We start from the raw sequence: 25,139 nt of genomic DNA on the forward strand, positions 1-25,139 counted from the left end.
CTCAAGACTGTATGCATGGGGTCGGCCCTGTCTGTCCGATAATAGGTTTCAGGTGGCAGGCTCCGGCAACAGCGCCGAAAACTCTCCCTCAACTACCATGGAGCATTCACCTGCCGAAGGCGTTCAAACCCAAGCCTTCACCGGTTTGCGAGGTGGTTTTTGCGTTGTTTCGGGGAATGGGGAAAAGACGTTTCGAGCCATGAAAAAAGGCCCGCTTGCGCGAGCCTTCAATCGAACCGGCCAGTCATCGCCTCTCAGGAAGCGACCGCCTTACGCACAGCAACAATGATGCGGTCCTGATCTTCCTCGCTCAGATAAGGATGCATGGGAAGGCACAGAATGCGTTCGGGTAGCGTCTCGGAAACCTCGAGACCCGTGGGGGTGCGGGTGTACATCTCATAGGCCGTCTGCAGGTGCAGCGGCTTCTCGTAGTAGATGACGGAGGGAATGCCTTCCGAGGAAAGATGCTGACGCACCGCATCGCGGCGTTCCGTCTCAATGGCATATTGCGCCCAGGCCGAGCGGTAGCCGTGAGGGATGCGCGGGGTCTTGACGACATCGCCGAAACCTTCGGCATAGCGGGCGGCGATCACCTGCCGCTTCTCCATCTCGTCCGGCAAAATGGCCAGTTTCTCGATCAGGATTGCAGCCTGAAGCGTGTCGAGTCGCGAATTGAGGCCGATACGCACATTGTCGTACTGGCTTGTGCCCTTACCGTGAAATGCGATGGATCGCAGGACCTCGGCCAGTTCATCGTCATCGGTGAATACGGCTCCGCCGTCACCGTAACAGCCAAGCGGCTTAGCCGGGTAGAAGCTGGTGGAACCGACATCGCCGAAGGAACCGCACTGCTTGTTTCCGCGAACGCCGCCGACGGATTGCGCCGCATCTTCGATGATGCGCAGCCCTTCACGCGCCGCAATCGCCTCAATGGCATCGTAATCGGCAGCGAGGCCGAACAGGTCCACCGCAATGATTGCCTTCGGCGTGAAGCGGCCTTCGGCCTTCACATGATCGATCGCAGCCCGCAGGCTCCCCGCATCCATATTGTAGGTGTCCGGATCGATATCGACGAAAACCGCCTCGGCGCCCACCAGCGCCACGACCTCGGCCGTGGCGGCGAAGGTAAAGCTCGGGCAAAACACGGCATCGCCGGGGCCGATGCCGAATGCCATGAGCGGCATTTGCAATGCATCCGTGCCATTAGCGCATGCGATGGTGTGTTTGGCGCCAATATATTTTGACATCAGTTCTTCGAAGGCGCCGACTTCCGGTCCCAGTATGTAACGCCCTTCGGAAACGACCTTGTCGATGGCGGCCGCCAGCCTGTCCTTGATACGCTCACGCTGAGCGCCGAGATCGATAAACTGCATCTAAAGCCCAATCAGTAACGGAGTGATTCCGTAAATCCCCGACCGTTCAATAGGGTTGCGGCCGCCGCCGCGCAACCGAGCGGTTTCTTCAATCTCTACACTGGTATGTTACACGAGGTGATCGGTCGACCGGCAACAATAGGGCGGTTCGCGTGTTTTGCGGACGGCGCTTGTCTTGCCAGAATTGTAACCTTAGTAGCTTATGCAACCCAGGCAGCGGCGCTTATCAACCTAATTTCCACCAATCGCTGCAATCCCAATCATATCCGGAATTGTTCAGTTTATTTCAGATCGAGGAACAAAGAGTATGGGCGCTCCTTTCAAGGCGTATGATGTTCGCGGCCGAATTCCGGCGGAAATCAACGTACCCTTTGCCTACCGCTTTTCTCAGGCCCTGCGGCAGAGCCTCAACCCCGACCTCGTGGTCGTGGGCCACGACATGCGCCAGGACAGTCCCGCGCTCGCCGACGCACTGATCCAGGGCCTGCTCGACAGCGGTGTCGACGTGCGGCCCGTGGGACGCTGCGGAACGGAAGAAGTCTATTTTCATACGGCCGCGACGGGCGCCGATGCAGGCCTCATGGTCACGGCAAGCCATAATCCGCCGGACTATAACGGCATCAAGATGGTCTTGAAGGGTGCTTCGGCTGCAACCCCCGACAACGCCTTCAACCCCATCGAGGCGATCATGCGTTCGGACGCGGTTCTCGACCCCGTCGACGATTACGCCAGACGCGGCAGGCTGCACGATATTCTTGACCGCAACGCCTATATCGAACGGCTTCTTGAAGAGGTCGCCGGGCAGGATCTGAAACCGCTGAAAATCGTCTGCCATGCGGGCAATGGCTGCGCCGGCCCGATCATCGATCTTCTGGAAAAGCATCTGCCCTTCACCTTCATCAAGATCGACCACGATCCCGATCCGCGGCTGCCCAACGGCGTCCCGAACCCGCTTCTGCCTGAAAAACGGGAGAAAGCCAGCAAGGCCGTCATCGACCATGGGGCAGACCTCGCCATTGCCTGGGATGGCGATTTCGACCGGTGTTTCCTCTACGACCACAAGGGCCGCTTCGTCGAAGGATACTATCTCGTCGGCATGATCGCCCAGACGCTGCTCGGCAAAAATCCCGGCGCAACGATCCTTTATGATCCGCGTCTCACCTGGAACACGATCGACGTGGTGGAGAAGGCCGGCGGCGTCGCCAAGCCCTGCCGCACCGGCCACGCCTATTTCAAGAAAATGATGCGCGAGGAAAATGCCGTCTATGGCGGGGAAATGAGCGCGCATCACTATTTCCGCGACTTCTCCTATTGCGATTCCGGCATGCTGGCCTGGCTAGACGTGGTTGCGGACCTTTCGGCGAGCGGCACCACGCTGGCAGAGCGCCTGGAGGAGCGTATCGCGGCCTATCCCTGCTCGGGCGAAATCAATTTCACGGTAAAGGACGCGGCTGAAGTTCAGGCCAGGATTTCAGATCATTTCATGCCGAAGAACCCCGAACTTGAGACGGTGGACGGGCTCGGCATGGTGTTTTCGGACTGGCGCTTCAATTTGCGCTCCTCCAACACGGAGCCGCTCCTGCGTCTAAATGTGGAAACACGCGGCAACACCACGCTCCTCAAAGAGAAGGTGAGTGAAATCACCGGGCTGATTGAGAGCGCAGGGTGAGTCCCTGCAAAATAGTGAAGGCCCGCCGTTGCGGCGGGCCTATGCTAGATTTGCGCCTTGCGCCACCCCGAGCGGCGCGCCTGAGCCTCGCTACAAAACCAGCGCTCGCCCTTGGTCACTGAAATTGCAGTGTCGTTATAATCGCTCTGGCCGGGCACATGGTACACACGCTCGCCTGTATCCTGGCTGATACCGCCCTTGATGTTGCAACCGGAGCCCGGCACCATCGCCATCATCTGGCCAAGCGGAAGTCGGTCGGACACGTAACCGGCCCCAACGGCGCCCACGAGCATACAGCCGTACAAAATGCTCCGCATTGAAATCTGTCGCCGCGGCCTCATTGCCTGCTCGGCAACGAGCCGCGATCTCGATCGCTTCCAGGTCGTCATACAGCCAGGCTAGGCACCAAAACTTGCCGTCAGGCAAAAAGTGCTCAAGCAATTTTAACGATTCTTATCATTTGGTTAGCAGGCTTTGTTAAAAAACAGCGATAACCAGCGGCAATGAAAGCAATTTCAGAAAGCGGCAACTGAAGAATAAAGACTGGCTGGGGCGGCAGGATTCGAACCTGCGAATGGCGGTACCAAAAACCGCTGCCTTACCACTTGGCTACGCCCCAAGACCTGCGCCCAAGATCGGGCGAGGCGGTGGATAGCAGATGGCTTTGCCCACGACAAGACAGGAAGGGGATTTGCCGCCGTGCTTGCATGAGAAATCCCCTCCTCTCTCCGGTCCTCTAGGCCACCCAATGTCCCCAGAACCGGGTTACATGGGCTGGTGCATATCCATCGAGCCCCGGAAAGAACTGCTGAAGCTCCACCCTGTCACCTTCCGCCAGCACAGCCATTGCGTGAAGATGAAGAAGGGCCTCACCACCAACAGCGCCGGCCGCAGACAGATCCGGCATGGCGAGCGGGGCGGACAATCCGGCCGTTTCATTGAGCGCCAGCCGCGCCTTCACACCCGATGGCACATTGGTACCGTTCTGTTTCCAGCCCACCGAAGCGCCGAAAGCATAAAGACCCGAGGCTGGCGCCACGAACCTGTTTTCAGCGGCATCGAAAGCCGCCTGGTCGTTGTAGTCGGTGTTATTGACCGCCACGCGTGTCCAGCTGCCGGCGGCGATATATTGATCGTAGTTCAGATGCGCGGCGAATTTCGGGTTACCGGGCAAAACCGTTCGCCCCGAGCTCCGGTCGGTGCGGATTGCATCTTGAAAGCTTGTGCCATCGGGCGACACCGCCAGACGCCAATCGTCGGAACCGAACAGGCCCATCAGGGCCCGTGTCGAATAACCGCTCTGCAACAAAAGCCCCACATCCTTTGCGGAGGTCTCCTTGTTCATGGTGTAGAAGAGATCGCCCGAACCGCCCTCGCCGATCGGACGCGCGGTCCACAGCACTTTGTTGAGCTTCGCGGCAAACGGATTTTCCACATCGGCGCCCGTGCCCACGCCGACAAGAGCCGCATTCTGGATCACAGCTCCCTCCTCCGGTATACCGTTGATACGCTGCCATTCCGTTCCGTCGTGGATAATGAGAAATCCTTCCGCCTCCACCCATGCACGCCAGCCGGCGCGCGGTGTCAGGCGCTCCCATATACCATCGATGAAGCAAGCGACACTTCCGGTCCAACCGTCCCACTCGCCACCGGCGCCCCCACCCACGATATGACTTGCGCCTTCCTGCGGGTCTTCCGGGGGAAGCGTCCTGTCACGGTCGACCACCGATAGCTGTACCAGCCCATCCAGAAGCCGCAGCGCCTCGTTGTGCGTCACATGCTTCTGCGCCTGCTGGGGCATGATGTAGGGGAGCCGAAGCCTTGCCGTCTGTTCCATTGCCGATCCTCACGTTTTCGACGCAGGATAGGGGCAGGCTGCTTTACGGGGATAATTCCGGTATCCAGCCGCGCTCAGGTCCGATTTTATCCCCGCCGCCATCCCCCCATCTACACCCCATGTCAACATTTGAACTTCATATTTCCTGTGTTGATTTTGGGCCGTTTGGTGATGATCGGGCACGTGTCTGGTATTGGACATGAAATAGTCTTGGGCATGATCCTATGGATCCCTGTTCGATGTGCCGCCTTGTCCGGCCGACAGCGTTGAGAAGGAAATTGCATGTTCTTGCCTGTAATCATGGCCGGCGGATCGGGAACGCGGCTCTGGCCCGTTTCCCGTGAACACTATCCCAAGCAGTTCTGCTCGCTCGTTGGCGACGGCACCATGCTGCAGCAGACAGTTGGCCGCCTTTCGGGTCTCGACCGCCAGGAACCGCTCCTGATCTGCAATGAGGAGCATCGCTTCCTCGCGGCCGAGCAGTTGCGCCTTGCCGGTATCGAGAACAGCCCGCTCATTCTCGAGCCGGTTGGTCGCAACACCGCCCCGGCCATTGCACTCGCCGCTATCGAGGCAACCCGCGACGGGAGCGATCCCCTCCTGCTGGTGATGCCCGCCGACCATCTCATTCAGGATATTGCGGCCTTTCATGCCGGGCTTGCCAAGGCCGAAGCGCTTGCCGGCGAAGGACGCCTCGTCACATTCGGCATCGTTCCCAAGACGCCCGAGACAGGGTTTGGCTACATTAGGCGCGGCGCGCCTCTCGGGAGCGAAGGCTTCTCCGTCGCAGGTTTTGAGGAGAAGCCGGACCTTGCAACGGCAAAAGCCTATCTCGCAACGGGCGACTGCTACTGGAACAGCGGCATGTTCATGTTCAGGGCCAGCGCCTATCTGGACGAAATGCGCAAACATGCCCCCGCGATCCTTCAGGCCTGCGAGCAGGCGATGGCGCACCCACAGACGGATTCGCAGTTCATCCGGCCAGACCGTGCCGCCTTCGAAGCCTGCCCCTCCGATTCCATCGACTATGCGGTGATGGAAAAGACCGAGCGCGCCGCCGTGGTTCCGCTGGATGCGGGCTGGAACGACATCGGTTCCTGGTCTGCGATATGGGATGCGATGGACAAGGATGCGGATGGGAACGCACTGAGCGGCGACGTCCTGCAGGTCGGCTCAAAAAATTCCATCGTTGCGGCTGAAAAGCGTCTCGTCGCGCTGGTCGGCGTAGAGGATCTCGTCGTCATCGAAACGGCCGACGCGGTGCTTGTCGCCCGCCGCGACGCGGTACAGCAGGTCAAGCAGATCGTCGAAAAACTCAAGACGCTCGGCCGCAGCGAATATGTGGATCACCGCAAGGTCTATCGCCCCTGGGGCCACTACGATTCCATCGACGTGGGCGACCGCCATCAGGTCAAGCGCATCACCGTCAAGCCGGGGGCGAAGCTCTCGGTGCAGAAGCACCATCACCGCGCCGAGCACTGGGTTGTTGTGCGCGGCACGGCAAAAGTGCTCAAGGGTGAGGAGACTATCCTCCTGAGCGAAAACCAGTCGACCTATATTCCGCTCGGTGAAGTCCACGCGTTGGAGAACCCGGGCAAGATTCCGCTCGAACTGATCGAGGTCCAGTCCGGGTCCTATCTCGGCGAAGACGACATCGTGCGCTTCGAGGATCGCTACGGGCGCGCCTGATCCGTGTCAGGTTCTTCCTTCTCTTCCGCGGGAAGCTGCGAGCTTCCCGTGGCAAGATACAATCCGGTAATCAGGACCACCATGAACATCGAATCCAGGATGTCATGGCCAAAGATCAGGTTAACGCTGCCGCCACCGGCATAGATGCAGAACAGGATGGCGAGGAGCAGACCGCCGAAACGCTGGATCGGATCGACTGCATTCTGCAAGGCCCTCCACGCCGCCACGGCAATGGCGGCAAAAAGCGCCAGAACCGCAAGGCCGCACAAGACGCCCCCCTCCACAAATGCCGTCAGAAACCCGTTGTGGAAATGCGAGAAGCTGCGGTTCACGCCGTAATCGGCATTCAGATGATGTCCTATCAGGTGAACCGTATTCTGAAGTCCGTGCCCCAGAAACGGTCGCTCCATGACCAGCCGGGAGCCGATTTCATAAAGCGCCACGCGCAGACCTGACGAGGTGTTGTAGTTGCCGCTGACGGCAAGCTCGCGAAACTCCTCGCCCAGAAGTTCCATCCGCGTTGCCACGACCCCCGAGGCAAGCACCGCCACTGTCACAGCAACCGCTAAAATGGCCAGCATGCGCCCGCGCAGGATGTTCATAACCCGCCCCCGGCACAAAAGAACGACCAGTATGGATGCCCCCAGCATCACGCCCCACACTGAGCGCGAGCCCGAAAAAAGCACGGCAAGAAAGGCCAGCGCATAGGCAAACAGAAGAAGGCGCGCCCGCCCTGTCTCAAGGGTCAGAGCACCGGCCAGACACACAAGGCCTGTGAGACAAGCCACATCAGCGAAAACCAATGCATTGCCCGCACCGCCCTCCGGCCTCATGGCGACGATATAATATTGGATCAGAGCCAGGGCGAAGCCGCTTGCAGCCGCAACAGCGCTGCCCAGGATAGCCGCGCGCGCAATCTCTTCCCGATTGGAGATCGTCCAGATCGAATAGGAGAAGGGGAACATCAGGAAGGTGACAAGCGGCAAGAGCTTGCGCGCCATTTCCCACGACGGATCATTGGCAAGAAAGGCCATGAGGTTGGTCGCCACATAGACCAACATGATGCCATACACGAAGCGCATCATCCGATCGGGGCTGAAGCGCCGCCGTCCCGTAGCCACTTCGAACACGCACCAGATGGCGCCGCCATGCCAGAGAAAACTGACCACGGACCCCAGGGCGGGGGCGGTGGAGAAACTTGCGAATGTGAAAAGCTGGTTGACCTTCCGGTAGGTCATCATTGCCTGTTACGCCTTGCGAGTTTCGCCTCCCACCCCAAAGCGTGTCCAACAATCTCCTCAAGGCCCTGATGCTTCGGCTGCCAGCCGAGATCGTACCGGCAACGCTCATTGCTCGCCACGATCGCCACCGTATCCCCAGGACGGCGGCCGCTCATACGGACCTCGAAGTCGGTTCCGGCGACCCTGCGGACCGCCTCGATGACTTCCAGAACGGAGTATCCCTGCCCATAGCCGCAATTGGCGACAAGGCTGCCGCCACCATCGCGCATGCGCTGCAAGGCCAGGTAATGTGCATTCACCAGATCCCACACGTGCACATAGTCACGCACGCAGGTGCCATCCCGTGTCGCGTAGTCGGTACCGAAAACTTCCATATACGGGCGCTTGCCGGTCGCAGTCTCGCACGCGACCTTGATGAGATGCGTCGCGCCTTTGGTCGACTGGCCCGTGCGCAGCTTCGGGTCGGCACCCGAAACATTGAAATAGCGGAGCGCCGTGTACCTGAAATCATGGGCGGCCGCGCAATCGCGCAGCATCATCTCCGTCATCAACTTGGACGTCCCGTAGGGCGATTCGGGCCGCAGAGGCGCTTCTTCCATTACAGGGAAGGTTTCCGGGCTGCCGTATACGGCAGCCGTCGAGGAGAAGATGAAATTCTTCACACCATTGCCTATCGCGACATCGATGAGATCGCGCGACTTGGCGGTGTTGTTGAGATAATAGCCCAGCGGATCCGCCACGGATTCCGGCACGATGACCGAGCCGGCGAAATGGATGATCGCATCCACCTCATGCTTGCGGATCGTTTCCTTGACCAGATTCCGGTCGGCAACATCGCCGACAACCAAGGTAGCAGCCTCCGCGACAGCCCAGTCGAAGCCTGTGCTGAGTCGGTCGAGAACCACCACTTCTTCGCCTTGGTCGAGCAAAGCCCATACCATGTGGCTGCCGATGTAACCGGCCCCCCCAGTTACCAAGACCGCCATTCAAACCTCTCCAAAACGCAAACGGGCCGAATCTCAAATCCGGCCCGCATTTAAGCATTTCGCCCTTAAAATGGCGTTTCAGTGGCAGGTTGCCGTGCCTACTCGCGCGAAACGCCGAGGCTGCGCAGAAGCGCCCAGGCGACAGGCATCAGGCATGCGGCCAGCGCCACCTTCACAAGGTCCGCCAGAATGAAGGGCTGCACGCCGAACATCCAGGCCTTGTCGGCACCGATCAGGCCGGCGAGCCAGGCAAAACCAAGCGCCATCAGGGCTACTTCGGCAACCAGGAGAGCGCCAGCGAACTTGATCGGGTTGCGATCGAGGCCGCGATCGGCGGCCCAGCCAGCAATCGCCGCCATAGCCACAAAGCCCAGAAGGAAGCCGCCCGTCGGGCCCATCATGTAAGCAAGGCCGAGGCCCTTTTCAGGGGTGCCCTGGAACACAGGAAGGCCCATGGCGCCTTCGGCGAGATAGAGAAGAAGCGTGGCCACGCCAAGGCGCATGCCGAAGGTCGCGCCGATCAGAAGAACCGCAAGGGTCTGCAGCGAAAGATCCACCGGACCAAGCACCACCTTCGTCTTGGCGGAAACAGCCAGAAGAAGCGTCGCGCCAAGGGCGAGGAAGAGCTGGGTCGCAAAGCGCCGGGCGCCCTCTTGCGGAAGCGTCAGCGAAACGAGGGGTCTGGAAGCAATCGCCAGGGACATGGTTTCTCCATCCTTGCTCATTCAAAGAAAGTACCTAGGTTCTCCTATAGGCGGTTCCATGATATGCGGCAACCGAATTGACCTTATTGCGCGCCTCCTGCCCCAGCTTTTCCGGATCGAGCCATGGCCCTTGAATTCGACACGCAGTTCGCCCCCGCCTATGGCCGGGCGGTGGAGGCGGGACCGGGCGTCCTGCGCCTGACGGTCAACAATCCGAGCCCTTTCACCTTTCATGGGACGAACAGCTATGTCGTCGGCACCTCGTCTCTGGCCGTGATCGACCCGGGGCCCGATGACGATGCTCATCTCGAAGCCTTGCTCAAGGCCATAGATGGGCGTCCCGTGAGCCATGTTCTGGTGAGCCATACGCATCGGGATCATTCTCCCCTCGCCGCGCGGCTGGCGGAAATCACCGGGGCGCTGGTTTGTGCAGAAGGCCCGCACCGCCCCGCCCGCCCATTGCGCATCGGCGAGACCAATCCGCTCGATGCCAGTGCGGATACCGATTTCAAGCCGGACCTGACGCTGAAAGACAATGCGCTGATTGAAGGTGATGGCTGGGAATTGCGCGCCATCCACACGCCGGGGCATGCGGCCAATCACACCGTCTTCGCGCTTGAAGGCACCGGAATTATGTTTTCCGCCGATCATGTGATGGCTTGGTCAACCACCATCGTGGCGCCTCCGGATGGGGCCATGGCAGATTATATGCGTTCGCTCGACGCACTGCTTGCGCGCGATGATCAACTGCTGCTGCCTGGCCATGGCGGTCCTGTCACCAGGCCGGCCCCCTTCCTGCGCGGATTGAAAGCGCATCGTAAGATGCGTGAGCGCGCCATTCTGGAACGCGTGACCCGCGGGGACCGCAGTATCGGCGATATGGTGCGGGCGATCTATCGGGATACCGACCCTCGCCTGCATGGGGCAGCGGCCCTTTCGGTGCTCGCTCATCTCGAAGACCTGGTCAGCCGCGGCGCTGTGGTTACGGAAGGCGCGCCTGCCATCGACGGGCTTTATTTTCCAGGCTGAAGTCAGACGCCCGCCAGTGCGGCCATACGGTCGTCGAGTTCCTGCAGGAAAGCGCGGATTCTGGCCGCGTTGTCCCCCAAATCGTGGCGGCCATAGCGGGAGGCCGAGCGCATATCGACAAAGGTCGCCGTCTGGTCATCCTCAATGCGGATGGTCACATCGGAAACAAAGCCCAGGAAAAACGTCTTTGCCGTTCCTTCGATCACAATGCGGTTGCCGGTCGGGATCACCGTCTTTTCCTGACGGGGTTTCCAGCCGCGCTCGTTCATCATCGCAATCACGGCTTCTGATACACTTTCGGCGGCGTGTTCATAGCGCCGTCCCGTCACGCCGGGGTACCTCGCCTTCTGAAGCGCGATATCCTGCGGCGAGGGCATGGTGATGCGGTTCATCGCGCCGCTGCGCCGGCGTTCGGCCAGGATGAATTCCGGCGGGTTTTCAAGATCGGTCGAGATATCGACGAGACGCGGGTATTGAACGACGCGCGCCACCGATATGCCGAAGGGGATCATCACGACAAGCGCCACAAAGATGCCGAAACCTGCCTCGAACGCTCCGCCCACTCCATGTTCCCATGATTGAACGAGCGCTATTGCGCCAAGCACAAGCGCCGTGGCCGCCAAAAGGCATACAAGGCCAAGCAGCCACAGAAGCGGGATCGTCTCCACCAGCTCAAAGCGATGTCCGCCCCCGGCGGTGACGAGCAAAACCGCACTGAATAGCGCGGATCGCCGGCACCATGCGGCCGCTGAAGATTGCCTTCGTTCGAGGATGGCTGTCATGATTTCAGGTCTGTCTCCGACAGAATGGAACAAAGACCGTCTTAAAGCATTGAATCAGGATTCGGAATCCCTTGGGGCGGTATCGGCTGCGCTTTCAAGCCTTTGTACCTAAGCCTTACGAAAGTGATTCAAGCGGAGAAACCGGTGCCTTATCCGCCGATAAGTTCGTCACAATGCGGCCATGCTCACGGCGACAATGGACGAAAAAGAATTGCGGAGCGTTAAACATGTGAGGTCCGTCATGCAGACGTCTGTGAGTGAAGCAAGCGGAACACTGTCGATACCGCTTGAACTTGTCGAACTCGAACTTGCCCTGAACAATGAAGACTGTCTCGGGCTCGGCTTCGAAGGTGCCTTGAACCATGCCCTCGGTCAGGTCGATGGCCAGATTCTCTTTCGCATGCGTCTCGACGGTGTTGACGATTGCGACTGGGTCGCAGCCGTTTCGGTCAGCAGCGATGGCGGGCAGGCACTGGCCCTTGTCGTCCAGCGTAGCGATGGCGAAAAGCTTGCAGTCGAAAGTATCGAGGCAAGTGAACTCCCCGTAGCCGGCATTGTCAGCGCTTATGCCGGGCTGATGGCCAGTCTCGACCAACCACAAGAAGAAACAGATATCGAGCTCGAGGACAGCGACCTGACGGACGCGGCGGAAGCCGAACTCGCCATGCCTGCCTGACACCGGACCGCTGACACCCGGCCGGCCCGATATTTACGGAAGAAGCAAAAAAAGCCGGGCACAAGGCCCAGCTTTCATGTTTCTGCCGACTATTTTCAGCCGGTTATGGGGACCGTTCAGCTTGCGGCGATTGCCGCCTGTGCAGCGGCGAGGCGCGCGATGGGGACGCGGAACGGCGAGCATGACACATAGTCCAGACCGACCGTCTCGCAGAAGCGGATGGACGCCGGATCGCCACCATGCTCCCCGCAAATGCCAAGCTTGATATCGGCACGTACCTTGCGTCCCTTTTCGCTGGCAATGCGCACGAGTTCGCCCACACCATCCACGTCCAGCGAGACAAATGGGTCCTGCTCGATGATGCCGCGCGCCCGGTAGGCTTCCAGGAACGATGCGGCGTCGTCGCGCGAGATGCCGAAGGTGGTCTGCGTCAAATCGTTCGTACCGAAGGAGAAGAACTCCGCGCTGCCGGCGATCTCATCGGCGCGAAGGGCCGCGCGTGGCAGCTCGATCATCGTGCCGACAAGATAGTCGATCTCGATGCCGCGCTCGCTCATCACTTCCTTGGCCACGGTGTCGATGCGCGCCTTCACGAAGTTCAGCTCAGTAAGCATGCCGACGAGCGGCACCATGACTTCGGGAACGACCGGCGCACCGCTCTTGGCTGCTGCTTCGGCGGCAGCCTCGAAGATGGCGCGAGCCTGCATTTCGGCAATCTCCGGATAGGAGACGGCCAGCCGGCAGCCGCGATGCCCGAGCATGGGGTTGAACTCATGCAGGGCTTCGGTGCGCTGGCGCAGCTTGTCGGCAGAAACGCCCATGGCGCTGGCCACTTCAGCGATCTCTTCCTCCGTCTTCGGCAGGAACTCATGCAGCGGCGGATCGAGAAGCCGGATGGTGACGGGCAGCCCCGCCATCACCTCGAAGATTTTCACGAAATCGGAGCGCTGCATCGGCAAAAGCTTGGAAAGTGCGGTGCGGCGGTCGGCTTCCGTGTCGGCGAGGATCATCTCGCGCATGGCAAGGATGCGGCCGTCATCGAAGAACATGTGCTCGGTGCGGCACAGGCCGATGCCTTCGGCTCCGAAGGAGCGCGCCGTGCGTGCATCGGAAGGCGTTTCTGCATTGGCCCGCACCTTCATGCGCCGCGTTTTATCGGCCCAGCTCATGATGGTGGAGAAATCGCCCGAAAGCTCCGGCTGCAACATGGGAACGGCGCCCTTGAGCACCTGACCCGATGCACCGTCGATTGTGATGATATCACCAGCCTTGAAGCTCTGCCCCATGGCAATGAGCGTACCGGCCTTGTGATCGACGCGCAGCGAGCCCGCGCCGGACACGCAGGGTTTGCCCATGCCGCGCGCCACGACGGCCGCATGGCTCGTCATGCCGCCACGGGTCGTGAGAATGCCCTCGGCGGCATGCATGCCGTGAATATCCTCCGGACTGGTCTCCACACGCACCAGAATCACCTTGCGCCCCTCCGAACGCGCCTCTTCGGCGGCTTCGGACGAAAAGACGATCTCGCCGGTGGCCGCGCCCGGCGATGCGGGCAGGCCAATGCCGATCACGTCGCGCGGGGCCTTGGGATCGATGGTGGGGTGCAGAAGCTGGTCGAGCGAAGCTGCGTCGATACGGACAACCGCCTCTTCCTGGGTGATCAGCCCTTCATTGGCCATGTCGACCGCGACTTTCAGCGCCGCCTTGGCGGTGCGCTTGCCCGAACGGGTCTGCAGCATCCAGAGCTTGCCGCGCTCGATGGTGAACTCAAGGTCCTGCATGTCGCGGTAATGCTTCTCGAGCTTGCCGGCGATGTCGATGAAAGCCGCGAAGGCCTCCGGCATCAGCTTTTCGAGCGATGGCTTGTCGGAGCCTGCTTCGAGCCGGGCCATCTCGGTGATGTTTTGCGGCGTGCGAATGCCCGCCACAACGTCCTCGCCCTGCGCATTGACGAGGAATTCGCCATAAAGCGCCTTCTCGCCGGTCGAGGGATTGCGGGTGAAGGCGACGCCCGTCGCCGAATCCTCCCCCCTGTTGCCGAACACCATGGCCTGAACATTGACGGCCGTGCCCCAGCTTTCAGGAATGTCGTGCAGTTTGCGATAGGTGATCGCGCGCGGGTTCATCCACGAGGCAAACACCGCTCCGATTGCACCCCAGAGCTGTTCGTTCGGATCCTGCGGGAAAGGCCCGTCCAATTCAGCCTCGATGCCGCGCTTGTAGAGCGCGATGACATTCTGCCAGTCTTCAGCGGAAAATTCGGTATCGACCTCATAGCCGAGACGCTCCTTTTCCTCCTCCAGAATTTCCTCGAACAGGTCGTGATCGAGGCCGAGCACGACGTTGGAGTACATCTGGATGAAGCGACGGTAGCTGTCATAGGCAAAGCGGGCATCGCCGGTTTCAGCCGCCACGGCTTCGACGGTGCTGTCGTTCAGACCGAGATTGAGAACCGTGTCCATCATGCCCGGCATCGAGGCGCGGGCACCGGAGCGCACGGAAACAAGCAGCGGCTGCTCAGGATCGCCGAAGCGGCGGCCGGCAATGCGGCCAACCTCCTGCAATGCAGCCTCGACCTGCGCTTTCAGTTCGTCCGGATAGGAGCGGCCGTTGGCATAATAATGGGCGCACAGCTCGGTCGTGATCGTAAAGCCGGGCGGCACTGGCAGCCCGAGGCTGCACATCTCCGCCAGATTGGCACCCTTGCCGCCGAGTAAATTCTTGTCGCCTGCGCGACCCTCGGCACGTCCATCGCCAAACACATAGACCCATTTGGTCATGCTGCGCTCCCCTTCCGGTCAACAGGCCGGCGCTCAACTGATTTTCCGCCGGCACGCGGGGCAGCGTTAAGGACCCGAAGCGCTCAAAGCAAGACCATAGGAGCCTGCATCCGCGCCTTTATCGATTGAAGAGAAACAATTTATTGCATCCCGTTGCACCGGGCGGAGTCGAGCCTCCGCCCGGAAAGCCTCGTTCAGGCACGGGCTGCGATGACAACCGGGCGCAAACGCACGCCGACAAGGATCATCAATGTCGCGAAGATCATGACCAGCGAGCTCGCCCCGAAAACGCCGGTTGCACCGCTCGCGTCAAAGATGAGGCCACCAACCGCAGCACCGAGCGCAATGGCAAACTGGATCGCCGCCACGAGAAGGCCACCGGCGCTTTCCGCCTGATCCGGCACAGCACGCGTCAGCCAAGTGGACCAAGCGACCGGCACGGCGCCAAAGGCAAGACCCCACACGCCAACCAGAACGGTGCCGGCAAGCGGAAGATGCCCAAATGAAACCAGACCGAGGCCAAGCAGCGCCATCACGAGCGGCATCGCCGTCAATGTGAGCCGCAAACTACGCTCCAGAAGAATGCCGGCGAAAAGCGTGCCCACGAAATTGGCAAGGCCGAAGCCAAGCAGAATACCCGAGACCGCTTCTATGCCCACGCCCGTAACCGTTTCAAGGAAGGGACGGATATAGGTGAAGAAGGCGAAATGGCCGGCAAAGACCAGCATGGCTGCAAACATGCCGAGCCCCACTCCCGGCCGCAGAAGAACATCGACAAGCGTGCGCATCGTCGTGAGCCCAGTCGGCGCAAGCCTTGGCAGTGTCGCGAACTGTACCACGAAAGAGAGAACGCCAAGTGCTGCCGACAGCATGAAGACGCTGCGCCAGCCCACAATCTCTCCCAGATAGCTTCCGATCGGCGCTGCAACAATGGTCGCTGCGGAAACGCCGCTAAAGATGATCGACAATGCGCGCGGTATGAACGCTTCCGGGACGAGCCTCATCGTTACGGCGGTGGACATGGCCCAGAAACCGCCCAAGGCGACACCCAGAAGCACCCGCCCAAGAAGCAGGAAGGCGAGATTGGGCGCCAGCGCCACCGCGATGCCCGATGCCACGAGAAGCATGGAGAAGAAGAGCAGGACCGCACGGCGGTCCAGATTGCGCGTTGCAGCCGAAATCACGAGGCTCGTGGCCAAAGCGACAACCGCAGTCGCCGTGACGGCCTGGCCTGCCATGCCCTCCGTGATGCCGAGTTCCGCGGCCATGGGCGTGAGCAGGCTTGCCGGCAGGAATTCCGCGGTCACGAGGCCGAAAACGCCGAGCGCCATGGAAACAACGGCGCCCCAGGCGGGCTGGGTGCGTTCGGGCTGCGACTGCTTCCAATGCAGCGGCTGATCCATGCGTCTATCCTTTCATGGAGTCTGTTTTGCAGTGCAGCATAGATAGAATGGACAAACCGGACGCACCATGCCATATAATCCTGAATGCTTGATCAAAAGTCCGAAAATCTTTCGACTCTGTCGTCGCCACCCGCCACTACCGACATGGTGAGCGAGCTTCTGATGGGCATGCGCCTGTTCGGTATCGAATATCGCCGCATCCAGATGACGCCTCCGTTCGGACTGCATTTCGGAACCGAAAAAAGCCGCGCACATTTCCATTTTGTCGGACGCGGGCCGGTCTATTTGCGGGCGCCTGACGGCATGGTGCACCGGATGAACACGGGAGATGCCGTGCTCCTGCCTCGTGGCGGCGAGCATGATCTCGTCTCCAGCCCCGAGCTTCCCGCGCGCTGCGTGAACACCTTCACCGCTGTTCCCGTCTGCGGCAACATTGCCAATATCGAGGCCTGCGCCGATTGCGCCGACCAGTCACACGAGGCGCTCATCTTTTGCGGCCGGATGGAATTCGATCTCGGCACCATGCACCCGCTCGTCAACCTGATGCCTGAGACCATGCTCGTCGGGACATTGCTCAACCGCTATCCCGAAATCCTGCCACTGCTTGAAGCGATGCAGCGGGAGACCTGCGAGGACCGCGCAGGCTATGCCGGCATTCTTGCCCGCCTGGCCGATGTGGTTTCGGCCTTCATTGTGCGCGCCTGGGTCGAATGCGGCTGCGGGGATGCGTCGGGATGGGTGGCGGCGTTGCGCGACCCTCGTCTTGGGCGCGTTATCGCCGCCCTGCACCGCGATCCCGGACGCAACTGGACCCTGGCGGAACTCGCCGCCGAGATGGGCAGTTCCCGCTCCGTTTTTGCAGAGCGTTTTCACACGGTGACCGGCATGACGCCGGTGCGCTATCTCACGGAACTGCGCATGCGGCTGGCATCACAATGGATCGGCCGCGACCGCATGCCCATCGAGACCGCAGCTCAAAAGCTCGGGTATGGATCGCAGGCGGCCTTCAGCCGTGCTTTCAAACGCGTGCACGGCCACCCACCAGGCGCGGCTCGCAGCACCTCCCCGCGCGAAGCGAATATCAACGGCTGATCCCTGTTGCCGCTTGCACATCCGATACGTTATGATAAGAACAAATCAGGAACAATGGAGATTGACATGCGCCAGACCGGCAAACTCGACTATCTTGAGATGCCCGCAGGGAACGGCAGTCTTGATGGCGTGAAATCATTTTACGCCCGCGCTTTCTCCTGGTCATTTACCGACTACGGACCGAGTTACAGCGCTTTCAGCGAAGGAATCGACGGCGGTTTCGACGGCAATCCCGGCCCTGCTTCCAAACCTCTTCCCGTGCTCTATTCGGATGACCTTGAGGACACATTGAGAACAGTCGAGGAAGCGGGCGGGACAATCGTGCGTCCGATTTTCGCTTTTCCCGGCGGTCGGCGCTTTCATTTTACCGACCCGGCCGGCAACGAACTGGCGGTGTGGAGCGAGAAATGACTCGCTTTGCGTCTCTCCCGAAAACAACGGCGCTTGAACGCGAGGAGATGTTAGCTTGCCTCGCGCAGGCGCTCGGCGGTTTGCAGATCGACCGAAACGAGCTGGCTGACGCCCTGCTCGGCCATGGTGACGCCGAACAGACGGTTCATCCTGGCCATGGTGATCGGATTGTGAGTGATCACCACGAAACGGGTTTCCGTTGAGGCCGCCATCTCATCCATGAGATTGCAGAAGCGCTCGACATTGTGATCGTCGAGTGGCGCGTCAACTTCGTCCAGCACGCAGATGGGCGCAGGGTTAGTGAGAAAGACGGCGAAGATCAGGGCCATGGCCGTCAACGCCTGCTCACCGCCCGAAAGCAGCGTCATCGTCTGGGGGCGTTTGCCGGGCGGGCGCGCCAGGATTTCAAGCCCGGCTTCGAGCGGATCGTCGGATTCGATGAGCTGCAGTTCTGCGGTACCGCCGCCGAAGAGATGGGTGAACAATCTCTGGAACTGCTCGTTGACGACATCAAAAGCCGCCAGAAGCCGTTCCCGGCCTTCCTTGTTGAGGTTCTGGATCGCGACCCGCAATTTGCGGATCGCCTCGATCACATCCTCACGCTCGGAGACGATTGTCTCATGGCGCTCCATGAGTTCGGACTGTTCTTCCTCGGCGCGCAGATTGACGGCGCCCAAGCGCTCGCGCTCCATCTTGTAGCGCTCGAGCCGCCGCTCCACATCGTCAATTTCCGGCAACGGCGCGTCCGGCTCCAGTTCCGCCAGTGCCAGTACCCGGTGCGGCGGCACATTCAACACTTCCTGTATGCGCGCTTCCGCCTCCTTGCGCCGCTCCTCGGCAGCGGTCACCCGCTCTTCGGCGCGAGCCCGGCTTTCGCGTGCGGAAGAAAGGCTCTGGATCGCTTCGGTGGCCTTGCGGTCAAGCGCTGCCTGGCGTGTTTCAGCCTCCTGAAGCCGGTCCGCTGCAGCCTTGCGCACGGTTTCCGCCTGCGCGATCTGCGACAGGAGCGAGCGGCCACGGGTCTCGATCTCGTCCGGCGCATCAGCCAAATCTTCCAGCTCACGCGTGGTTTCCTCGCGGCGATCCGCAAGGGCCGCTGTATGTCGGTCCGCGTTCTCCACCCGTGATTGCCAGCTCCGGCGTTCCGCGAGGATGCTTTCAAGCCGGCGCCGGCGTGTCTCACTTTCGCGCCGCAACCCCTCATGGGCGGCCCGCGCTTCGGCAGCCGCCGCGCGATAACCGGAAACCTCGTTCGTCGCACGATCGAGATTGTCCTGCAAATCGCTCAAGTCGGGTGCTTCCTCCAATGTGGCTCCTGCGGTCTCGAGAGCGGCCGCCGCTTCCTCATAATCCTCGGCGACCCGGGCGCGGGCCTCCTCAAGTGCGCTGCGACGGCTCGTGAGCTCGCCCGCAGCGCGTTCGGCGCTCGCCAGTTCCTCGCGCGCCCGCCCGAGCGCGGCCTGCGCCGCACGCATCTCCTCTCGGGCCCGGCGCTCAGCCTCGACGGCGTTACGCACGGCAGCCTCGGTGTCGGCGAGAGCGGATTCGGCCGCACGCAGCCGCGCCGTCGCCTCGATCACATCATTATCGAGTTCCGAAAGGCGGTTCTTCTGCGCCAGCCGCTGCGCGGCCGCCGTCGGCGCGTCGGCGCTCGCGCGATAACCATCCCAGCGCCACAGTGCCCCATCGCGCGAAACGAGCCGCTGACCAGGCTTCAACAGTTTCTGAAGACTGGCCCCATTCTCCGCCTCGACAAGCCCGATCTGCGCCAGCCGGCGCTCAAGCTGGCGCGGTGCCTTGACCACGCTCGCAAGGGAACGGATGCCCGATGGCAGCGCAGGATCGTCGCCCGAAACCTCCATCGGCCCCCAATAGGCAGGGGCAGCGCTGTCGAGCGGGATATCCAGATCCTCGCCGAGGGCCGCACCCAGCGCCGTCTCGAAGCCGCGCTCCACGCGCAATTGTTCGACAACCGGCGGATAAGCCTCGCTACCGCCTGCGCTCAGGATCTTGCGCAAGGTCTGCGCTTCCGTCTCGATGCGTCCCAGCTCCTCGCGGGCCGCCTGCAAGGGCGGGCGGGCGGCGATTTCGGCCTCGCGGGCTGCAGCCACACGCTCCTCGCTCGCCGCATGCTCCCCCTCGGTCAGCTCAAGGCGTGCCGCCGCATGCTCCATCAGTTCCTGCTTTTCGGCGGGATCGGGCAGAGCGGAAATACGCTGGGCGATTTCACCGAGCTCACTGTCGACACCTGCAAGCTGGCGCGCAAGACGGTCGCGGCGTTCCGCCTGCTCGCGGATGGCGCGTTCGGCCTGGTTGCGGGCAGCCATGGCTTCGGCCTTCTCCGCCGTCAGGCGTGCAAGCGTTTCTTCCGCTTCAGCCAGAACAAGCGCTGCTTCCTCGAACGCACCGCGCAACTCTGCCTCATGATCGCCGGCGCCCTCCTCGGCCTCTCTCAGCGCCTCTTCCTCTTCTGCGAGCCGCGCCAGTGCCTCGGCATTGTCGCGCACCATCTGCTCTTCGCGCGCAATGTCCGCATTCAGCTGGTCGATACGCTTGCGCAGTTCATCGGTGCGGGCGCGGACACGCTTTGCCTCTTCCTCGATCTGCGTACGGGCGATGGTCAAACGTTGCAATGCGGCGGCGGCAGCGGCTTCAGCCTCTCGCAATTCCGGCAATTTATGCGCGCCGATGGCCTGTTCCTTGGCGGCCTCCATCTGGCCGCTGGCGCTATCGCCAACAGCAGCGGTCGCCTGCGAAAGCATCGACTGAGCTTCCGCCTCCTGAGCCTTGGCGGAAGACCAGCGCAGATGCAGCAGAATGGCCTCCGCCTTGCGGACCTCTGCAGAAAGGTTCTTGAAACGGGAGGCCTGGCGCGCCTGGCGCTTCAGGTTCTCGATCTGGGTGGCAAGCTCTCCTACCACATCGTCAAGCCGCTCAAGGTTCTGTTCCGCCGCGCGAAGGCGCAGCTCCGCCTCATGACGGCGCGTGTGAAGACCGGAAATGCCCGCCGCCTCTTCCAAAAGGGCGCGGCGGGCCTGTGGCTTAGCCTGGATCAGCTCGCCGATGCGCCCCTGCCCCACCATGGAAGGTGAACGGGCGCCGGTGGACTGATCGGCGAAGAGGAGCTGTACATCGCGGGCACGGGCTTCCTTGCCGTTGATGCGGTAAACGGAACCGGCCTCCCGCTCAATGCGGCGCGAGACCTGCAACTCATCGGCATCGTTGAAAGCGGCGGGGGCGCTGCGGTCGCTGTTGTCGAGAAACAGCGCGACCTCCGCCGTGTTGCGGGCGGGCCTGGTCCCCGAGCCGGAGAAGATCACATCGTCCATGCCCGACGCGCGCATATTCTTGTATGAGCTTTCGCCCATCACCCAGCGCAGCGCCTCGACAAGGTTCGACTTGCCGCAGCCATTGGGCCCAACCACACCGGTCAGGCCACCCTCGATGACAAACTCGCTCGGTTCGACGAAGGACTTGAAGCCCAGAAGGCGCAGCTTGGTGAATTTCATGCGCCGTGCCCTTCAGAGCCCGCTGCCCGGAAAAAACGCGCATGCCGAAACTGCCGGCAAACCTGTTGCCAGCTAGCGTATGCCGTCGATGATCGCCGACATTTCCTCAATCGACATGGCTCCCGAGTGCTTCACCCCATTGATGAAGAACGTTGGCGCAGCCGTGATGCCGTACTGCTCCAAACCCCTATCGCGCATCCTCCTGACATCAGCCAGAAGTTTGCGGTCCGTCAAGCAAGCGGTGAAGCTCTCCTGTGAAAAACCCGCAATTCTGGCGATTCCGAGCAGCGCATCGCCCCCATTACGGGCAAACGCCCAGTCGGACTGCTTCCTGTAAAGCAAATCGCTGAGGGCGAAATAGTTATCGCCCGAGCAATAGGCAAGCATCAGCGCGGCCTCCGCGCGCGGGTCGGTCGCAAGGCCGCGAATAATATAACGCACCCGGCCCGTATCCATATATAGCCGCTTCAACTCAGGCAGGGTCTGCGTGTGATAAGCCGCGCAATGATGACAGGTCATCGAGGCATATTCGATGATGGTCACCGGCGCATCGGCCTTTCCAATCACCTTTTCAATGAGCGGGCCCGGTTCCAGGAGGTCGACCCCCTGTGTAAATCCCTCCTGCGCAAATCCCTCGGGCATGAAAGAGCCAATCGCGGCCGACGATATCAAAAGCAACAGGTGGGGCCTGAAGCCCCTCCTCAGTCGCTGCGCAATCTGCAGCATCTCAAAATCCTAAAAAAGCAAACTGAAACAAAAAAGAAAAGCCGACCGGCAAGACCAGTCGGCTTCGGCATATAGATGCGAAAAATGGTCAGATCATGCCATCGATGATGGCCGACATCTGATCGATGGACATCGCGCCCGAGTATTTCTTGCCGTTGATGAAGAATGTCGGCGTGGCATCGACACCGAACTCACTCGCCGCACGCTCACGCACCGAACGGATATCGGTCAGAAGCTTCTGGTCGGTGAGGCAGGCTTCGAAGCTCTGCTGCGAGAAACCGGCGAGCTTGGCAATCTTGAGTAGCGCCGCCTGTGCATCCTGAACCGGCGCCCAGTTGTTCTGCTGCTTGAACAGAACATCGACCATGGCGAAATAATTGTCCTTGGAACAGCGCGCCAGCATGAACCCCGCCTCGGCGCGCGGGTCGAAGGGAAACTCGCGCATGATCAGGCGCACCTTGCCCGTGTCTATGTATTTTTCCTTCAGCGCAGGATAGGTGTTCACGTGGAAATTAGCGCAATGTCCGCAGGTCATCGAAGCGTATTCCACGATGGTAACCGGCGCGTCGGCGCTGCCTTCCACCATATCTTCCAGCGCGCCCGCTTCCATGAGCTTGTTCACATCCACGGAACCGGTCGACGAGGGAACATCCACTGCAGCAGTGGTCACAGGATCGGTTCCGGCATCGCCCGCATTTGCGACGCTGTCATCGTCGCTGCAGGCGGCAAGGCCGAAACCGAGCGCCGGCAAGGCTGCCATGGAAAGGAGGAGACGACGGCGCTGGATCAGTGCGGACATATGGGTTTCACCTGTTTGCGTTCGAAAACTGTTTTATGAATCGCCAGAAAGCCGGCATTTCGGGCGAATTTGGGTCAAGGACCGGCATTTCGGAAGCAGCCGGTTTATCACGTTTTGGTGATCACGCTCTATTTACGGGCGCAAAAAACACTTGCGCCTAGATCGCGAAGCGAATTGCGCAACCCTTCATCCTCGATGCTTTCGATCAGGCGGGAAAGCCGCTCGTTTTCCCCGCCCGTCAATGCGCGCCGTGGCGGAGCCTTCTGCTTCTGTGCCTGGGCCACAGGCTTTTGCACGATGCGGATCCGCCCAACGGCGGCAAAACCCAGAAACGCATTGACGCGACCGATCACCTCACCCGTCTCATGCTGAAGGCGAAGGGCGGAAGCCCCCTCGCAGGCAATCACCAGCGTGGCGGGTTCGAATGGGTCATCCTCATGCATGCGGCGCGGCCAGGCCAGCTTTTCAGGCCGCGTGCTGCCCGCAAGACGGTTGCCTACGATCTCGGACCAGCTCTGCACCAATTCCACCGAGATGCCCGCACGCTTGCGCATCACCGGATCGAGAATACCGGTCACAAGGTCGCTCACCGCGACGGGATTGCTCCTGTGTTCGTTCCCTGCCATGAAGGGCTCAAGACCTGATTTCAACCATGAAAGACTTCGCGCCATTATGGCACGCCAATCCGCGCCGGTCATCGACGCTCATGCGTCTTTTGACGATTTCTCCACGCTGCTGCTCGAATGGTACGACCGGCACCACAGACACCTGCCCTGGCGCACTCCGCCCGCCGATACAAGGGTTGGCGTCCTGCCCGATCCCTATCGCGTCTGGTTGTCCGAAGTCATGTTGCAGCAGACGACGGTCAGTGCCGTAAAGAGCTATTACGAAGCCTTTCTTGCCGCATGGCCGACAGTCGAGGCTCTCGCAGGCGCGGAAACCGAAGCGGTGATGCGCGCCTGGGCGGGCCTCGGTTATTATTCGCGCGCCCGAAACTTGAAGAAGTGCGCAGAAACCGTCGCGGCAGACCATCAGGGACGCTTTCCCGATACGGAAGAAGGGCTGAAGACGCTTCCAGGCATCGGCGACTACACGGCCGCGGCCATATCCGCCATCGCCTTCAATCGCCCGGCGGCCGTGGTCGACGGCAATGTGGAGCGCGTCGTGACGCGGCTTCTGGCCATGGAAACCCCGCTTCCCGATGCCAAACCGCTCATTCGCGCATTCGTGGCCAATATCCTGCCTGCCGACCGCCCGGGCGACTTCGCACAGGCGATGATGGACCTGGGCGCAACGATCTGCACTCCGCGCAATCCCGCCTGCGTCCTCTGTCCCGTTTCCGCGGACTGTCTGGCGCGCCAAAACGGAACGGCGGAACGCTTTCCGCGCAAGGCTCCCAAGGCCGAAAAACCTTTGCGGCACGGCGCGGCCTTTGTGGCCCGGCGCGGCGACGGGGCGGTTTTTCTGCGCAAGCGCCCGCCGGAGGGACTTCTGGGCGGCATGACCGAAATGCCGACCACGGGCTGGACCGCCAGGCAGGATGGGGAAACGGATACTTCCGCCGCCCCCTTTCCCGCGGATTGGCGGGACTGCGGCACAATCCGCCATGTCTTCACCCATTTCGCGCTGGAGCTCAGCGTCTATCGCGCCGACATTCAGGGCTCAGGGGAGACTGCCGCACCCTTGCCGGCAGGTTGGTGGTCGTCGCCGGAAGAACTGCCGGGCGAAGCTCTGCCAACCGTCATCAAAAAGGCAATTGAAGCTGCCATACCGGGGGCCACGAAAAAACGCCAAAGGGACCGCAAGACATCATGAGCGAAATCCGCCACATCGTTTTCGATATCGGCAAGGTGCTGCTGCACTATGATCCAGAAATTCCCTATCGCCGGCTCATTCCCGATGAGGCGGAACGGCGCTGGTTTCTTGAAAATATCTGCACCAATGACTGGAACGTTGAACAGGATCGCGGCCGCAGCTGGCAGGACGCCGAGGCACTGCTGATCGATGAACATCCCACCCTGGAACCCCATATCCGGGCCTTCCGGCAGAACTGGCACGAGATGGTGCCGCATGCGTATGAGGATTCTCTATCCGTCTTCGAAGGGCTGATCGACAGCGGCCACGATGTGACTATGCTGACGAATTTCGCCGCCGACACCTTTGCAGAAGCGCGGGAGCGCTATCCGTTCCTGAAACGTCCGCGCGGCGTCACCGTCTCAGGTGAAGTGGGTTTCATCAAGCCCGACCGCGCCATCTACGACACACATGCAACCGTTTTCGGCCTCACGCCGCAGGCGACCATCTTCATCGACGACAGCGAAAAGAATGTCGCCGGCGCCCAGGCTGCCGGCTGGCAGGCAGTCCATTTCACCGATGCAAAAAAGCTGCGCAGCGATCTGCGCAGCTTTGGCATAGAAGCTTAGGCCTGTTGCC

General features: G+C 61.0%; 21 protein-coding genes and 1 tRNA gene. 8 read left to right on the forward strand and 14 right to left on the reverse strand.

What is annotated here, in order from left to right:
* Positions 1-254 precede the first annotated feature (254 nt).
* On the reverse strand, positions 255-1,373 hold the full coding sequence (locus NA8A_RS15675) for a DegT/DnrJ/EryC1/StrS family aminotransferase (protein ID WP_009451316.1): 1,119 nt from the start codon (positions 1,371-1,373) through the stop codon (positions 255-257).
* Between the two features lie 307 nt (positions 1,374-1,680).
* On the opposite strand from NA8A_RS15675, the gene NA8A_RS15680 reads away from it, so the two are divergent.
* Complete coding sequence (locus tag NA8A_RS15680; RefSeq protein ID WP_009451317.1) at positions 1,681-3,042, forward strand: phosphohexomutase domain-containing protein; 1,362 nt, start codon at positions 1,681-1,683, stop codon at positions 3,040-3,042.
* A gap of 44 nt (positions 3,043-3,086) precedes the next feature.
* On the opposite strand, the gene NA8A_RS25695 is transcribed toward NA8A_RS15680, so the two are convergent.
* The 3 genes from NA8A_RS25695 to NA8A_RS15695 form a co-directional block, all read right to left on the reverse strand.
* Positions 3,087-3,305: a sunset domain-containing protein gene (locus NA8A_RS25695; protein ID WP_310988643.1), complete on the reverse strand. Its 219-nt coding sequence runs from the start codon at positions 3,303-3,305 to the stop codon at positions 3,087-3,089.
* Between the two features lie 281 nt (positions 3,306-3,586).
* Positions 3,587-3,661, reverse strand: a tRNA-Gln gene (locus NA8A_RS15690).
* A 117-nt stretch (positions 3,662-3,778) separates the two neighbouring features.
* Positions 3,779-4,879 (reverse strand): DUF2793 domain-containing protein, encoded by a 1,101-nt coding sequence (locus NA8A_RS15695; RefSeq protein ID WP_009451319.1) that lies wholly within the window; start codon positions 4,877-4,879, stop codon positions 3,779-3,781.
* Positions 4,880-5,161: 282 nt separating this feature from the next.
* Here NA8A_RS15695 and NA8A_RS15700 point away from each other — a divergent pair, with 282 nt between their 5' ends.
* The gene (locus NA8A_RS15700) at positions 5,162-6,568 is read left to right on the forward strand and encodes a mannose-1-phosphate guanylyltransferase/mannose-6-phosphate isomerase (RefSeq protein WP_009451320.1); all 1,407 of its coding nucleotides are present in this window, start codon (positions 5,162-5,164) and stop codon (positions 6,566-6,568) included.
* On the opposite strand, the gene NA8A_RS15705 is transcribed toward NA8A_RS15700, so the two are convergent.
* From NA8A_RS15705 to NA8A_RS15715, 3 genes are all read right to left on the reverse strand, one after another.
* A complete protein-coding gene (locus tag NA8A_RS15705) occupies positions 6,553-7,809 on the reverse strand; it encodes an O-antigen ligase family protein (RefSeq protein ID WP_009451321.1) in 1,257 nt (418 codons plus the stop codon). The genes NA8A_RS15700 and NA8A_RS15705 overlap by 16 nt on opposite strands.
* Positions 7,806-8,795 (reverse strand): UDP-glucose 4-epimerase GalE, encoded by a 990-nt coding sequence (galE, locus tag NA8A_RS15710; RefSeq protein ID WP_009451322.1) that lies wholly within the window; start codon positions 8,793-8,795, stop codon positions 7,806-7,808. The genes NA8A_RS15705 and galE overlap by 4 nt, the downstream gene beginning before the upstream one ends.
* A 98-nt stretch (positions 8,796-8,893) precedes the next feature.
* Positions 8,894-9,499: a biotin transporter BioY gene (locus NA8A_RS15715; protein ID WP_040672838.1), complete on the reverse strand. Its 606-nt coding sequence runs from the start codon at positions 9,497-9,499 to the stop codon at positions 8,894-8,896.
* Positions 9,500-9,622: 123 nt separating this feature from the next.
* Here NA8A_RS15715 and NA8A_RS15720 point away from each other — a divergent pair, with 123 nt between their 5' ends.
* On the forward strand, positions 9,623-10,528 hold the full coding sequence (locus NA8A_RS15720; protein ID WP_009451324.1) for an MBL fold metallo-hydrolase: 906 nt from the start codon (positions 9,623-9,625) through the stop codon (positions 10,526-10,528).
* 2 nt (positions 10,529-10,530) lie between these two features.
* On the opposite strand, the gene NA8A_RS15725 is transcribed toward NA8A_RS15720, so the two are convergent.
* Positions 10,531-11,310 carry a DUF1499 domain-containing protein gene (locus tag NA8A_RS15725; RefSeq protein ID WP_009451325.1) on the reverse strand — a complete coding sequence of 260 codons (780 nt, stop codon included), beginning with the start codon at positions 11,308-11,310 and terminating at the stop codon, positions 10,531-10,533.
* A 253-nt stretch (positions 11,311-11,563) separates the two neighbouring features.
* On the opposite strand from NA8A_RS15725, the gene NA8A_RS15730 reads away from it, so the two are divergent.
* Entirely contained in the window at positions 11,564-11,986 is a 423-nt protein-coding gene (locus tag NA8A_RS15730) for a hypothetical protein (RefSeq protein ID WP_177203398.1), read from the forward strand.
* Positions 11,987-12,102: 116 nt separating this feature from the next.
* On the opposite strand, the gene ppdK is transcribed toward NA8A_RS15730, so the two are convergent.
* Together ppdK and NA8A_RS15740 are read right to left on the reverse strand one after the other, a co-directional pair.
* The gene (gene ppdK, locus NA8A_RS15735; protein WP_009451327.1) at positions 12,103-14,766 is read right to left on the reverse strand and encodes a pyruvate, phosphate dikinase; all 2,664 of its coding nucleotides are present in this window, start codon (positions 14,764-14,766) and stop codon (positions 12,103-12,105) included.
* A gap of 194 nt (positions 14,767-14,960) precedes the next feature.
* Entirely contained in the window at positions 14,961-16,169 is a 1,209-nt protein-coding gene (locus NA8A_RS15740) for an MFS transporter (protein ID WP_009451328.1), read from the reverse strand.
* A gap of 84 nt (positions 16,170-16,253) precedes the next feature.
* Between NA8A_RS15740 and NA8A_RS15745 the strand changes: the two genes are divergently transcribed.
* Both NA8A_RS15745 and NA8A_RS15750 read left to right on the forward strand, forming a co-directional pair.
* Positions 16,254-17,261: an AraC family transcriptional regulator gene (locus NA8A_RS15745; RefSeq protein ID WP_009451329.1), complete on the forward strand. Its 1,008-nt coding sequence runs from the start codon at positions 16,254-16,256 to the stop codon at positions 17,259-17,261.
* A gap of 66 nt (positions 17,262-17,327) precedes the next feature.
* Positions 17,328-17,672 carry a VOC family protein gene (locus tag NA8A_RS15750; RefSeq protein WP_009451330.1) on the forward strand — a complete coding sequence of 115 codons (345 nt, stop codon included), beginning with the start codon at positions 17,328-17,330 and terminating at the stop codon, positions 17,670-17,672.
* A gap of 50 nt (positions 17,673-17,722) precedes the next feature.
* On the opposite strand, the gene smc is transcribed toward NA8A_RS15750, so the two are convergent.
* From smc to NA8A_RS15770, 4 genes are all read right to left on the reverse strand, one after another.
* Positions 17,723-21,181, reverse strand: a complete 3,459-nt coding sequence (gene smc / locus NA8A_RS15755) for a chromosome segregation protein SMC (protein WP_009451331.1) — start codon at positions 21,179-21,181, stop codon at positions 17,723-17,725.
* A gap of 72 nt (positions 21,182-21,253) precedes the next feature.
* Complete coding sequence (locus NA8A_RS15760) at positions 21,254-21,907, reverse strand: DsbA family protein (protein ID WP_009451332.1); 654 nt, start codon at positions 21,905-21,907, stop codon at positions 21,254-21,256.
* 88 nt (positions 21,908-21,995) lie between these two features.
* The gene (locus NA8A_RS15765) at positions 21,996-22,706 is read right to left on the reverse strand and encodes a DsbA family protein (RefSeq protein WP_009451333.1); all 711 of its coding nucleotides are present in this window, start codon (positions 22,704-22,706) and stop codon (positions 21,996-21,998) included.
* 128 nt (positions 22,707-22,834) lie between these two features.
* Positions 22,835-23,332, reverse strand: a complete 498-nt coding sequence (locus NA8A_RS15770) for a DUF721 domain-containing protein (RefSeq protein ID WP_009451334.1) — start codon at positions 23,330-23,332, stop codon at positions 22,835-22,837.
* Positions 23,333-23,378: 46 nt separating this feature from the next.
* Here NA8A_RS15770 and mutY point away from each other — a divergent pair, with 46 nt between their 5' ends.
* Complete coding sequence (gene mutY / locus NA8A_RS15775; protein ID WP_009451335.1) at positions 23,379-24,521, forward strand: A/G-specific adenine glycosylase; 1,143 nt, start codon at positions 23,379-23,381, stop codon at positions 24,519-24,521.
* Entirely contained in the window at positions 24,518-25,129 is a 612-nt protein-coding gene (locus tag NA8A_RS15780) for an HAD-IA family hydrolase (protein ID WP_009451336.1), read from the forward strand. The genes mutY and NA8A_RS15780 overlap by 4 nt, the downstream gene beginning before the upstream one ends.
* Positions 25,130-25,139: the final 10 nt, after the last annotated feature.

Source organism: Nitratireductor indicus C115 (genome assembly GCF_000300515.1).
Taxonomy (GTDB): domain Bacteria; phylum Pseudomonadota; class Alphaproteobacteria; order Rhizobiales; family Rhizobiaceae; genus Nitratireductor; species Nitratireductor indicus.

What these genes read in the sequence shown, in the direction of transcription:
- NA8A_RS15675 (WP_009451316.1), bottom strand. Translation starts at nt 1,373, where the DNA reads ATGCAGTTTATCGATCTCGGCGCTCAGCGTGAGCGTATCAAGGACAGG.
- NA8A_RS15680 (WP_009451317.1), top strand. Translation starts at nt 1,681, where the DNA reads ATGGGCGCTCCTTTCAAGGCGTATGATGTTCGCGGCCGAATTCCGGCG.
- NA8A_RS15695 (WP_009451319.1), bottom strand. Translation starts at nt 4,879, where the DNA reads ATGGAACAGACGGCAAGGCTTCGGCTCCCCTACATCATGCCCCAGCAG.
- NA8A_RS15700 (WP_009451320.1), top strand. Translation starts at nt 5,162, where the DNA reads ATGTTCTTGCCTGTAATCATGGCCGGCGGATCGGGAACGCGGCTCTGG.
- NA8A_RS15705 (WP_009451321.1), bottom strand. Translation starts at nt 7,809, where the DNA reads ATGATGACCTACCGGAAGGTCAACCAGCTTTTCACATTCGCAAGTTTC.
- galE (WP_009451322.1), bottom strand. Translation starts at nt 8,795, where the DNA reads ATGGCGGTCTTGGTAACTGGGGGGGCCGGTTACATCGGCAGCCACATG.
- NA8A_RS15715 (WP_040672838.1), bottom strand. Translation starts at nt 9,499, where the DNA reads ATGTCCCTGGCGATTGCTTCCAGACCCCTCGTTTCGCTGACGCTTCCG.
- NA8A_RS15720 (WP_009451324.1), top strand. Translation starts at nt 9,623, where the DNA reads ATGGCCCTTGAATTCGACACGCAGTTCGCCCCCGCCTATGGCCGGGCG.
- NA8A_RS15725 (WP_009451325.1), bottom strand. Translation starts at nt 11,310, where the DNA reads ATGACAGCCATCCTCGAACGAAGGCAATCTTCAGCGGCCGCATGGTGC.
- ppdK (WP_009451327.1), bottom strand. Translation starts at nt 14,766, where the DNA reads ATGACCAAATGGGTCTATGTGTTTGGCGATGGACGTGCCGAGGGTCGC.
- NA8A_RS15740 (WP_009451328.1), bottom strand. Translation starts at nt 16,169, where the DNA reads ATGGATCAGCCGCTGCATTGGAAGCAGTCGCAGCCCGAACGCACCCAG.
- NA8A_RS15745 (WP_009451329.1), top strand. Translation starts at nt 16,254, where the DNA reads ATGCTTGATCAAAAGTCCGAAAATCTTTCGACTCTGTCGTCGCCACCC.
- NA8A_RS15750 (WP_009451330.1), top strand. Translation starts at nt 17,328, where the DNA reads ATGCGCCAGACCGGCAAACTCGACTATCTTGAGATGCCCGCAGGGAAC.
- smc (WP_009451331.1), bottom strand. Translation starts at nt 21,181, where the DNA reads ATGAAATTCACCAAGCTGCGCCTTCTGGGCTTCAAGTCCTTCGTCGAA.
- NA8A_RS15760 (WP_009451332.1), bottom strand. Translation starts at nt 21,907, where the DNA reads ATGCTGCAGATTGCGCAGCGACTGAGGAGGGGCTTCAGGCCCCACCTG.
- NA8A_RS15765 (WP_009451333.1), bottom strand. Translation starts at nt 22,706, where the DNA reads ATGTCCGCACTGATCCAGCGCCGTCGTCTCCTCCTTTCCATGGCAGCC.
- NA8A_RS15770 (WP_009451334.1), bottom strand. Translation starts at nt 23,332, where the DNA reads ATGGCAGGGAACGAACACAGGAGCAATCCCGTCGCGGTGAGCGACCTT.
- mutY (WP_009451335.1), top strand. Translation starts at nt 23,379, where the DNA reads ATGGCACGCCAATCCGCGCCGGTCATCGACGCTCATGCGTCTTTTGAC.
- NA8A_RS15780 (WP_009451336.1), top strand. Translation starts at nt 24,518, where the DNA reads ATGAGCGAAATCCGCCACATCGTTTTCGATATCGGCAAGGTGCTGCTG.